Raw genomic sequence first — 12,318 nt, 5'->3', positions numbered from 1 at the left:
GCCCGTCCTTTTTGGACGGGCGGGACGCCCATCCCACAATAACAATTAAAATTGTAAGTTATTTAATTCGCGATCCTAAATGACAGACCGTTCGCAGGAAATACGGGAGAAAATCTCAGGTTATCACGCACCCTAAAATAGGTTCTGATACACAATTAATATGATATCCGTTGCAATTGCCCCCCATCTGACGGTCGAGGGGGTTTACGCTCATCTGTGAGTAATATTATAGATTTGTGGTGAACCGGCCCCTACAAGAATTATGGTTAATTTACCGCACATGATTTAACAGCTTATCCTAACTTTCAACTTTCAACTTTTGCGAAATCGGCAGTTCGATCGCAAATTCTGTTCCCAGGCCAACTTCGGAATGACACTCCAACTTACCGCCGTGGGTGTCTTTCACAATTTGGTAACTAATCGACAACCCCAAACCAGTGCCGGTGCCGACAGGTTTGGTAGTAAAAAATGGGTCAAACATCCTTGACTGAACTTCGGGATGGATACCGGGCCCGCTGTCAGAAATCCGCACACAAACTTGATTTTCGCTGCTGACTTCAGTAACAATGCGAATCTGGTTAACTTTGCAAGTACAGTTTGCTGATGACTCTTCCACAGCGTCGATCGCATTCACCAGCAAATTCATAAATACCTGGTTTAATTGAGCCGGATAACACTCGACTTTGGGCAGGTTCCCGTAATTTTTAATAACTTGAATCTCCCGACGTTTTGGCTGTGACTGGAATCGGTGCTGCAAAATCACCAAAGTGCTCTCTATCCCTTCATGAATGTCTATTACTTTGCGATCTGTTTCGTCGAGTCTCGAAAAGTTTCTCAAAGACAGCACTATCTGCTTAATTCGGTTAGCACCTTCTTGCATTGAAGCCATGATTTTCGGGAAATCGCCAGCAATAAAATCCACCTCGACTTCTGCCAATTCTTTGGCTATTTCGGGAACTGGTTCGGGATAGTATTGCTGGTAGAGATGGATCAATTTTACCAAATCGCGAGCGTACTGTGCGGCGGGAATAATATTGCCGTAGATGAAGCTAATGGGGTTATTAATTTCATGGGCTACTCCCGCTACCATTTGCCCGATACTTGACATTTTTTCGGCTTGAATAAGCTGAGATTGAGCCTTTTTTAAGTCTGCCAGAGTTTGTTCTAACTGTTGCGCTTTTTCTCGTTCTCGCTGTTCGCTAAATTGCAACTCTACTTCGGCTTGTTTGCGATCGCTAATATCGATATGCGTGCCCGTCATCCGCAAAGGATTTCCCGAAGCGTCGTGTTCCATCACCTTCGCTTGAGCTAAAATCCACTTCCACTCGCCGGATTTTGTCAGCATCCTAAATTCCACTTCGTAAGTAGGATTTTTGCCTTCTAGGTGAGCATTTAGCGCTGCTTTAGCCGGAGACAAATCCTCTGGATGTACCAGTTGCTCCCAGGATGCAAAACTATTTTCTACTTCCTCTACTTCATATCCCAGCATCATTTTCCACCGTGGATTAAAATAGACTTCTCCCGTGGCAAGATTCCAATCCCACAATCCCATCGCACTGCCTTCAAATGCCAGATAAAAACGTTCTTCGCTAATTTGCAAAGCTGCTTCGGCTTGTTTCCGATCGCTAATATCCATCACTGTTCCCAACAGTTTGATTACTTCCCCTGTTTCGCTAAAAACAGCTTCTCCCCTTCCTTCGAGGTATATAATTTGACCGCTAGGATGCAAAAATCGGAACTCTCTTTTGTAGGAAATTCCTTGTGAGATAGTCAGGCTGACTGTTTGTTGAAATACTTCTCTGTCGTCGGGATGACACATCTTTAAAAGTTGGGCTGATGTCGGTTCAGTTGCACTTGAGTCAAGACCAAAAATGCGGAATACTTCTTCTGACCAAGTAATTTTATTTGTGACTAAATCAAATTCCCAACTGCCGATATGGGCAATTTTCTGGGCTGCTGCTAGACTAGCTTCGCTCTGCTGAAGTTTAAGTCGCTGTTGTTTATCTTGTTCGAGAAGGTTGGCTTGAGCGATCGCAATTCCCATCTGTGCCGCCACAGCGCTCAATAATCTGATCTCATCCTGCGTCCAGTTGCGGGGGCGATCGTACTGATGCAAGCATATCATTCCGTTAGCTTTTCCCTGGTAGGAAGTGCGGATGGATATCATCGATTTCAGACCTATTTGACAGCACAAATCTCGGACGTTTTCTAGCAGCGGTTCGGAAAAAACATCGTCAGAAACTACAGCTTGATCTTGGGACAATAAAAACTGAACGTGAGGATTGCCATGTATGGGAATTTCTAAATCTAAAAGCGATTTGGATGAGGTTTTTCTGTACTCAGCGACATTGAAAATTCTGGGAATTGGGTGTTCTGTGTAGGTATGAATTAAGCAGCAATCGGCATTAAAAATTCGACCTATTTGGGCACTCGCTGTTTGAAAAACTTGAGCTGGATTTAAGCTGTAGCGAATTTCGAGAGTAATTGTTTCTAGCAGAAATCTTTGTTTGATTTGCCGTTCCAAAGCAGCTATAGCTGTTTTAAGTTCGAGTTCTGCTTGTTTGCGATCGCTAATTTCAGTAGCCGTTCCCAAAATTTTCCACGGTTGGTCGTCGGCTGTTCTGGCAAACACTGTATCCACGCTAACAAACCAGCGATATTCACCATTTTTGTGCTGAATTCGGTACTCAAACTCAAAGCTTTCACCGTCTTTTGCTGCGTCAATCCTGCTCAGGTGTTCTGAGAATCCTGGCAAATCGTCAGGGTGTATTAAGTTAGGAAGAAATCCTCCTGCCATTTGCTGGATTTCATCAAGGGTGTAGCCAATATCGCTATAAATTTCGCGGTTGATATACAGAGTTCGCTGTTCTATCAAATCGGAAACGTACAAAAGATTAGGATGTGTTTGAATTACTGCTGACAGCCAGCGTTGGCTGTCTCGGAGTTCTGCTTCGATCCGCTTGCGTTCTTCTATTTCTGCTTGCAGCCGTGCATTTTGTGCTAAAATTTGTTTATAAAGACGGCTCAGAAGCAGTTGATTTTCGACACGGCTCACCACTTCTTCTGTTTGAAAGGGTTTACTAATGTAGTCTACCCCCCCCACCGAAAAAGCTTTGACTTTATCAAATACTTCATTTAAAGAGCTAATAAAAATCACAGGAATATCTTTGGTTTGCGGACAAGCTTTTAGCTGTTCGCAGACTTCATAGCCATCCATACCGGGCATCATGATGTCCAGCAAAATCAAATCTGGTGGACTCGACAGAGCAAAGTTAAGAGCCAATTTGCCATCTCGTGTCGGTCGCACTTTATATCCCCGCTTAGACAAAATCCGGGATAAAAGTCGCAAGCTTTCTGGATGGTCGTCCACCATTAAAATATTTTCTTGTAAGACAGTGTTTTGAAGTCTAACTGTTTCTAGTCTTGGATTTTTATCGTCAGTTGTATTCACAGCAAACCCTCAAACTATTCAAGTTGTATATGTGGGACTCTTTTTAAAGTCCTTAACCGCTTGTAGCTAACACTCTCAGGTAAACCAGCACAACTCTTGGTTCTCTAGCACACTCCTAAATTATTGGTCATTATATCAAAAGTAATGCTCCTTGGAAAATGTTGGGGGAGCATCTCAATGAAAGCAGCAAATCTCGAAATTGGAATTAGGAGTCAGGAGTCAGGAGCCAGGAGAAAAGAGTCAGAAGGAAGAAGAAAGAAGTGTTTTTGCAAATATGAGATGCTCCCAATGTTGGTGGCTCTAATTATCGGAGCCGAGTGAGAAAACAGCCTAGATTCCTCAAATCACAGGCTAAGCAAGTAATTTTGATTAAAGGTAAAACTAAAAGTTTTACAATTTTTATAACCCGGTTTTGCCTCCCTTTACCGGGTGGCTCTCTCTTGTGTTTTGTCAGTAGGTATCCACACTGGAAAAGTTAATTAAAACAGGTCGGAACATGGGTGTCAACTTAAGACTAAAATTCTTTGTTTTTCTGGTTTGTATCCAAGTCTTGAGTTCCCTAAATCCAGGGCGGTTTCATTTTATTGTAGGGGCAAACCCTGGGAGCATCTCATATTTGTAAAAACACTTATTATGGCTCCTTCCTTCTTCCTTCTTCTTCTTTCCTCCTGACTCCTGACTCCTGGCTCCTGGCTCCAATTTCTAGCGGAGGGCTGCTTTCATTGAGATGCTCCCCAAACCCTCGTGAAGAGCCCCGATGCCTGAAAAGCCCATGAAATCATCTCTGGGTGGGGGCGGGCATTCTTGGCACCGCCCCTACAAAAGCCTGGTTTTTCGTAGGGGCAATCCGACCCCTACTCCCCGTGGTTGCCCCGAAATAGCCCTGTTCCCTAAATCCTCCTTCTTAAGCAGCGCTAGGGCAGTGTAGGCATAATTGTCAAACAGTATACCGTTACTAATTATGAGCTTAAGTTGACACCAATGGGCCCTGAAAAACTCCTACAATATCTTATACTTTATTTGCGCTGTCGGGCTGATTTATGGTATCTTTGTCTCGGCCTGCAATTCCCCACAAGCGGCGTACACGGCTTTCACGTTATACCAATTCAGAAAAATCCGAGCAATTTCTAAAGCTAGCTGCGGCTTGCCTTGGTCAATCAACCACTGCAAAAAAGGAGTCATCGTTCGCTCGTTTAGCATCCCACCTAATGATAAAACTCCCCACAGGATTTGGTGCAAAACAGTCATTTGAATCATCATCCGTACTTCCCAACTTGGGTGTTTTTGATAAAACAAAACTCCCATTCTACCGCGCTGAATTTCTCGGTCGATCATGCCCGGAATTTGCTCTAAACTAAAAGGGGGATGCCAGTGATAGCCGACAGCAGCCGGACATTTAATGAGTTTCAAACCTAATTTTTTCAACCTAACACCCAATTCTAAATCTTCCCATCCGTACAGTTGAAACCGAGTGTCAAAAAGTCCAGCAGCCTGCAGCCAGCGGCGGGCGATCGCCACATTTCCCGTAGCAAAATAAGCCGCCGAAAAATCGGTAATTTTGTAAGGTTCTGAGGTAGGATTGTCGAAATTGCAAGTATTAATCACGCTGCCGTAAGTAAAAACAGCATCAGTATCTTTGTAACCCTGTAGTAAAGCATCGGCGTGTGCTTGCAAAAAATGCTCTGTTACTACCAAATCGCTGTCAATAAAAATAATCGTATCGCCCTTAGCATCTTCAACGCCCAAATTCCGGGCAGCGGCGGGGCCTTGGTGAGATTGACAGATCGATCGCACATGAGGCAACAAGTCAGCATTTGCCACCAACCACTCCAGCGTCCCGTCCGTCGATCCGTCGTCCACGACAATTACTTCATACTCTCTGACAATCTCACCGAACTGCTGATTTTCCAAAGCCAGTAGACATTTTGCCAAAATCGGTTTACGATTATACGTCGGAATCACAACACTAAAAAACACGGCTTTTCCCCATCGCCACAGTTACCGTATCCCACGGTAGCAGATTTTCCGCAGCAACTCCCCCGGTAAATAGCCAAGTTTAGCAAAAAAAGAATATATAAATCTGTACTATTTCTGACAAGAATCGATCTCAATTAGGTGCATAATGAAAAGTCGGTTAAATATCACATCTTGCACCATTCTCCAGAACAGGCAAGATGCCTGTTCCACAAACATTTAATTTTCTTGTGGGGCAGGCATCTTACACCATTCTCTCGAACAGGCAAGATGCCTGTGCCACAAAAATTTAATTTTATTGTGGGGTGGGCATCTTGCCCGCCCCTAAAAGGCTGATTCACAGCGGGTGCAAGATGTCAGTTAAATTCAGGATGTTAATACCAATGAGTCGCGCTAAAAAAGTTGTCCTAGCATATTCCGGCGGAGTCGATACCTCCGTCTGCATTCCTTACCTCAAAAACGAGTGGGGTGTTGAAGAAGTAATTACTCTGGCCGCGGATTTGGGACAGGGAGACGAATTAGAACCGATCCGCAAAAAAGCTTTAGCATCCGGTGCTTCGGAATCTTTAGTTATTGATGCTACCGAAGAATTTGTCAAAGACTATGCGTTTCCAGCGATTCAAGCTAACGCACTTTACGAAAACCGCTATCCCCTTTCGACGGCCCTCGCTCGCCCGCTGATTGCTAAATTGTTAGTAGAAGCGGCGGAAAAATACGGTGCAGATGCGATCGCCCACGGTTGCACCGGCAAAGGAAACGATCAGGTGCGGTTCGATGTGTCGATCGGCGCGCTCAACCCCAAGATTAAAATCTTAGCACCAGCGCGGGAGTGGAAAATGAGCCGCGAGGAAACGATCGCATACGGCGAGAAATGCGGTATTCCGTCGCCAGTGAAAAAGTCTTCGCCTTACAGTATCGATCGCAACTTATTAGGAATGGCAATTGAAGCCGGAATCCTCGAAGATCCTTGGGCGGAACCGCCAGAGGAAGTTTATTTGATGACAAAGGCGATCGAACAAACTCCCGACACACCCGAATACATAGAAATCGGTTTCGATTGCGGAAATCCTGTCACTTTAAACGGCAAAAATTTATCACCAGTCGCCTTAATTTCCCAGCTCAACGAAATAGTTGGAAACCACGGAGTCGGCCGAATCGACATGATTGAAAACCGCCTCGTCGGGATTAAATCGCGGGAAATTTACGAAACACCAGCGATTTTAGTTTTGATGCACGCGCACCGAGACTTAGAAAGTTTGACGCTGACAGCAGATGTGACGCGGTACAAGCGAGGCATCGAAGAAACCTACAGCCAAATGATTTACAACGGCCTGTGGTACAATCCTTTGAAAACCGCTTTAGACGCATTTATTCAGGACACGCAAAAGCGAGTAACTGGAACCGTGCGGCTCAAACTGTTCAAAGGAAATGCGACTATTGTCGGCCGCAAATCAGACAATTCTCTGTACAGTTTCGACTTAGCAACCTACGGCGCAGAGGACGAATTCGATCACAAAGCTGCCGAAGGATTTGTCTATGTTTGGGGACTACCAACCCGCATTTGGTCGGAGAAAAATAGAGGTTACAAATAGGAGGTAATTAGGGTTAAAAACCTGATGTTAAGCCAATACGGCTCAGTTAAGCTCGATCCCCCCTAGCCAAGGGCGGGCACGGGGAGTAGGGGTCGCACCGCCCCTACGAAGGGGGGGACAAGAAATTACTCAAAGTCAACCCCTACTCCCCAACAATCAGGGGGATTTAGGGGGATCTCGCCCGGAATAAATAGTTTTAACTGAACCTTATTGGATGTTCAGCCGCCGATTCGTGGAATTAAAGTAGGGTGTACATGGCGAACCTTATTTGCCGCAGTCGCCCAACCTGTGCCAATTACCTAAGTTCTGAGTTAGTAAGATACAGTAATAATTGGTAATTGGTAATTGGTTGTTTTCCTAATAATTTGTTAAATTGTCTTCAGACAAATTTAGCTTTGAGGCAGGGGTTTAAACCCCTGCCAAATTACTGTCAAGTCGAGATTTTCGCCTGATTTCTACCTTTCGATTACAGCCTCGGATCGACAGGTTCGCTCTCCATAGCTAAAACTCCGAAAACGCACTCGTGAACTTGTCTCAAAGGAGCACCCGCAACAAATCTCTCCAATGCTTCTACACCGAGAGCAAACTCTCGCAACGCCAAAGAACGCTTGCCGGAAAGTCCGCGCGATCGCAATTTTTCTAAATGTTCCGGCAAAGAATATTCCAGACCATAAATAATCCGCAAATACTCTTTACCGCGACATTTCACCGCAGGCTGTACGAGTCCTTTGCTATTTTTCACAATAAAATCCATTGGTTTAACAACCATTCCTTCACCTCCCGCCGCCGTCAGTTTTTCCCACCATTGAATCCCCGCCAATTGGCTGTCCAAATCGGCAAGTTCAACTATTTTGGATTCAGTAGCTAACAGGAATTCCGGGTCAGCTTTACAAATTTGTGAAATCTGTTCCATGTGCCAACAGTGATTTTTGTCAGTGTGAACAGTTCCCTCGGTTGCCAAGATGTGGAAAGGTGCTAATTTGAGGTCTGAGAGCGATTTCACTGGCCAGCAGTAGCGCTGGTAGGCATGAACATAGCGATCGGCTAGTTCGGCTCGCTCTTGATAGCTGGTTAGCAAAGAATTAATTTCAACTCCACGCTGGCTTGCCTGTTCTAAGTTCTTAATCGCCTCCGCAAACCCGTGACGAGATGCTGTTCCCACGGCGGCGTATTGTTCTTTCAATAAACCTTGAGCTTTGGCTGACCAAGGCATTAATTCGCAGTCCAAACACACCCAATCGGTTTGAAATTTCTCCCAAAAATTGCTAGCAGTGAGAGCGACATTTACCCGCGCTAAAAATTCTCTTTCTAAGCTAGAATTATCGAAAAAATGCCGTCCCGTGCGGGTGTAGCAAATGCCCATACTCTCGCTGAGAATGCCAAAGCGGCGTAAAGCTGCCGATGCGTCGCGGCAAACAATCACAACTGCACGGGAACCCATGTGCTTTTCTTCGCACACAACTGTCGATATGCCCTGCTGTTGGTAGTAGCTAAATGCTTCGGCTGGATGTTCTAAAAGTCCTGGTTCTTTGGAGGTAGCAGCGGGAGACATTGTGGGCGGCAAATAAATCAGCCATTTGGGATTGGCGGCAAACCGACTCATTACTTCTAGGGCTGCGATCGCATTTTCTTCTTTAATCGTAATGTTACTTTGCAGGCGAGTGGAAATAATGCGTTTTCCGAGTACGTCGCTAATGTCCAGTACGTCATCAAACTGCTGTTGGGCGGTTATATTCACTGCCGCCAAACCGCTATCGATCACGGGTGAACTCATGTCTCTATTGTTAAGTGGAGTTGGGCTGGATTGAAAGGCGATCGGTTTGGCAGGTTCGCAGTAAATTCTAGCAGCGGGAACGCTGACAAATTCTCTTTCGGGATACCGCAAAGCTGTTAGTTTGCCTCCGAAAACGCAGCCCGTGTCAATATCAACAGTATTGTTAAACCATTCTGTTTCGGGAACGGGGGTGTGTCCGTAAACAACTGCTGCCTGACCTCGATATTCTGCGGCCCAATTGTAGCGGACGGGCAAGCCGAATTCATCGATTTCGCCAGTTGTTTCTCCGTACAAGGCGAAATCTCGAATGCGGCGCGATGCGCGTCCCTGAAATTCAGCTTTCATCCCCGCGTGGGCGACGACTAATTTTCCGCCATCGAGGACGTAATGCCCAATCAAACTATCTAAAAATTGGCGAATTTCTCGTACTGCTGATTCGCGCAATTCATCGGGTAAAGTGGCAATTTCTGCTAAGGTTTGTTCGAGTCCGTGGTTGATTTTGACATTTTTGCCGTTGAGTTTTCGCAGCAGTTTGATGTCGTGATTTCCAGGTACGCATAAAGCTGTTTCTGCGAGTACCATGTTTCGCACAAGTTTGAGGGTGTCGAGAATGCGCGGGCCCCGATCGACCAAATCGCCCAAAAACACGGCTTTACGGCCCTCCGGGTGCGCGTAGGTGGGAAAATTCCCCAAATCGGATTCGCTGGATTTTTCGAGAATTTGATAGCCCAACTGTTGCAGCAATTGTTCCAATTCGTCGCAGCATCCGTGAACGTCGCCGATGATGTCAAAAGGGCCGCAGTCGCCTTTGCGATTGTTCCACAGCGGTTGTCTTTCGACTTCTACGGCGTCGATTTCCTCTGGGGAACGGAGGACGTAAACGTACCGAAATCCTTCGCGATCTAGAGATTTGAGCGATCGCTTTAAATTCTGAACGTGGCGGCGAATTACATGATTTCCGAAATTGCGATCGGGACGCTGTTGGTTGCGATCGGCACACAATTTCTCTGGTAAATCTAGCACAATAGCAACCAAAAAGCAATGATATTTTTGGGCTAATTCCAACAAAGGTTTGCGGCTTTCCGGCTGAACATTGGTGGCATCAATCACAGTTAGCTTACCTGCGGCCAGACGTTTAGCAGCGATTAAATGCAATACTTCAAAAGCATCAGCGGTGGCCGCTTGATTGTTTTCGTCGTCGGAAACCAGACCGCGGCAGTAATCCGAGGAAATGATTTCTGTAGGTAGGAAATGCTGCCGCGCCAAGGTGGATTTGCCGGAACCGGATGCACCAATTAGAACGACTAGGGATAGTTCTGGAATCGTGATTTTCATTGTTTAATAATATAGATTTTTTACTCGTTTACTCGTTACCAGGCTGTGCCTGGTAACGCAGATCCAGAGGCTCTGCCTCGAATTCTGATCGAACGAAAGCGAGGCAGAGCCTCTGGGCATCGGTTCCCAGGCACAGCCTGGGAACCAGTGAATATAGATTTTTTACTCGTTTACTCGTTACCAGGATATTCCTGGTAACGCAGATCCAGAGGCTCTGCCTCGAATTCTCATCGAACGAAAGCGAGGCAGAGCCTCTGGGCATCGGTTCCCAGGCACAGCCTGGGAACCAGTGAATAGATTTTACATCTCGAATATTGCCATTTGCGTAGGCGAACCTACTTCTAAATCTTCAGTTCCCACACAACGAAACTCTACCCCACAGCCAAACCGTTCGGCAACCCCTTTCGCCCAAGTTTGAAATTCTGCCCTTGTCCATTCAAAGCGGTGATCCCGGTGGCGAAATTTGCCCGCAGGCAACTTTTCAAACCGAACATTATATTCAACATTTGGAGTTGTGACGATCGCACTTTTGGGTCGGATAAATTCAAACAAAACCCGCTCAAAAGCCGCTAACCGTTCTAAATCCAGATGTTCGATCACTTCAATTACCGCCGCCGCATCAAAACCAGTCAAGCGGCTGTCCCGATAAATCAGCGAACTTTGAATTAGTTGAATCCGAGATTGTTTTGCGGGAGACAATCGATCGATTTGCAAACGTTCCCTGGCAATTTCCAAAGCCCGAAAGGACACATCGACGCCTGTAATTTGTTCGATCGAGCTTTCTTTCAAAAGCAGTTTCAGCAGTTTTCCCTCACCGCAGCCCAAATCTACCACTCGCTTAGCACCACTTTGCTTTAAAACCTGCGTCACAGCTTCCAAACGCTCTTGATTCAAGCTAATTCGCTGTTCTAAAACTTCCTCTTCTTGCTGATGAGAAACTTCGAGATACTCAGGGTCAATATTATCTTCTTCTGCTAACTGTGCCACAGCAATTCGCGTCAGACGGCGCTGGCGTTTCAGATAGCGGTTGGCAATTTGTTCGCGGGCGGGATGCGCGTTCAACCAACCTTCGCCGTGATGCAATAACTTCTCGATTTCATCATCGCCCACCCAATAATGTTTGTCGTCATCCAAGACGGGAATTAGCACGTAAAGATGGCTTAACAAATCCGCCAAACGAACTGTATTTTGCAGTTCCACAGAAAAGTAAGGACTCGCGCCCCAGTCGGGAAATTGCTCGTCAAGAATCAGGGGTTTTGCTGCGACTTGATAGCCCAGCGGCTCAAACATTTGCCGCAGGAACTTCTCGCCACCGCGACAGGGCAAAACCGACAGATTAACTGTCAAAGGAATAGCTGTTTCTGCGAGTTCTGGGCGGTCTTTGCAGCGACCGGATAGAGCTGTACTAAAGACTTTGGCGAGGGCGACAGACAGAAACGAAGAGGCAACGTAGGGGCGATCGTTCACGTATTGTTCGAGAGGGCGATCGCCCGATTTCGACTTGCCCCGCACCAAAGCAACCGGATCGACATCTAAGAGTAAAGCCGCCGTGCACCTTTCTGCATTTGCCTCTGGATAAAACACGCTGGCTTGCCCGAAAGTCATCGGAAAGGATTGATGGCGATCGGGATGTTTGTGCAGCAAATAACCTAAATCTGTAGCAGGTACGCGAGTTGTAGAGATGGTTAATAACATAATATTAGGAATTGGGCATCGGGCATCGGGCATTGGGCATGGGGCATCGGGCATGGGGCATCGGGCATTGGGCATTGGGCATTGGGCATTGGGCATCGGGCATTGGGCATTGGGCATTGGGCATTGGGCATTGGGCATTGGGCATTGGGCATTGGGCATCGGGCATTGGTAGTTCCTCACAAATAACACATAACAAATAACTACTCACTGTCGATAATTAATCCGTGTATCCGTGTCAAAATCAGTGTCGTGCTTTCTTTTTTTTTGCTGCTTCTCACTGAAATTTCTGTTTTTCCACACTTCCCAAATCCAACTTAGCCCCCAACTCTTCCTTAATCCGATTTAAAATAGAAAAATGTAGGTTGGGTTGAGGTCACGAACCCTACCTACTTCTTCCTTCTTCCTTCTTCCTTCTTCCTTCTTCCTTCTTCCTTCTTCCTTCTTCCTTCTTCCTTCGTCTCTCAAATCCAACTTAGCCCGCAACTCTTCCTTAATCC

General features: G+C 46.1%; 7 protein-coding genes. 3 read left to right on the top strand and 4 right to left on the bottom strand.

The window, feature by feature from the left end; genetic code table 11:
- Nucleotides 1-298: 298 nt before the first annotated feature.
- On the bottom strand, nt 299-3,451 hold the full coding sequence (locus QUB04_RS14770) for a PAS domain-containing protein (protein ID WP_333285329.1): 3,153 nt from the start codon (nt 3,449-3,451) through the stop codon (nt 299-301).
- A gap of 177 nt (nt 3,452-3,628) precedes the next feature.
- Here QUB04_RS14770 and QUB04_RS14765 point away from each other — a divergent pair, with 177 nt between their 5' ends.
- Complete coding sequence (locus tag QUB04_RS14765) at nt 3,629-3,772, top strand: hypothetical protein (protein ID WP_333285327.1); 144 nt, start codon at nt 3,629-3,631, stop codon at nt 3,770-3,772.
- A gap of 717 nt (nt 3,773-4,489) precedes the next feature.
- Here QUB04_RS14765 and QUB04_RS14760 read toward each other — a convergent pair.
- Nucleotides 4,490-5,428: a glycosyltransferase family A protein gene (locus QUB04_RS14760; protein WP_333285325.1), complete on the bottom strand. Its 939-nt coding sequence runs from the start codon at nt 5,426-5,428 to the stop codon at nt 4,490-4,492.
- A gap of 380 nt (nt 5,429-5,808) precedes the next feature.
- Between QUB04_RS14760 and QUB04_RS14755 the strand changes: the two genes are divergently transcribed.
- On the top strand, nt 5,809-7,017 hold the full coding sequence (locus QUB04_RS14755; protein WP_333285323.1) for an argininosuccinate synthase: 1,209 nt from the start codon (nt 5,809-5,811) through the stop codon (nt 7,015-7,017).
- A gap of 466 nt (nt 7,018-7,483) precedes the next feature.
- Here the strand turns inward: QUB04_RS14755 and QUB04_RS14750 are convergent, their stop codons facing one another.
- Together QUB04_RS14750 and QUB04_RS14745 are read right to left on the bottom strand one after the other, a co-directional pair.
- Complete coding sequence (locus QUB04_RS14750) at nt 7,484-10,126, bottom strand: polynucleotide kinase-phosphatase (RefSeq protein ID WP_333285321.1); 2,643 nt, start codon at nt 10,124-10,126, stop codon at nt 7,484-7,486.
- A gap of 300 nt (nt 10,127-10,426) precedes the next feature.
- The gene (locus QUB04_RS14745) at nt 10,427-11,821 is read right to left on the bottom strand and encodes a 3' terminal RNA ribose 2'-O-methyltransferase Hen1 (RefSeq protein ID WP_333285319.1); all 1,395 of its coding nucleotides are present in this window, start codon (nt 11,819-11,821) and stop codon (nt 10,427-10,429) included.
- Between QUB04_RS14745 and QUB04_RS14740 the strand changes: the two genes are divergently transcribed.
- Complete coding sequence (locus QUB04_RS14740) at nt 11,808-11,993, top strand: hypothetical protein (protein ID WP_333285317.1); 186 nt, start codon at nt 11,808-11,810, stop codon at nt 11,991-11,993. The two genes, QUB04_RS14745 and QUB04_RS14740, sit on opposite strands and share 14 nt — an antisense overlap.
- Nucleotides 11,994-12,318: the final 325 nt, after the last annotated feature.

Source organism: Microcoleus sp. D2_18a_B4 (assembly GCF_036702475.1).
Lineage (GTDB): Bacteria > Cyanobacteriota > Cyanobacteriia > Cyanobacteriales > Microcoleaceae > Microcoleus.
Note: the sequence above shows the minus strand (reverse complement) of the source record. Positions and strands in the feature narration are given on the sequence as shown.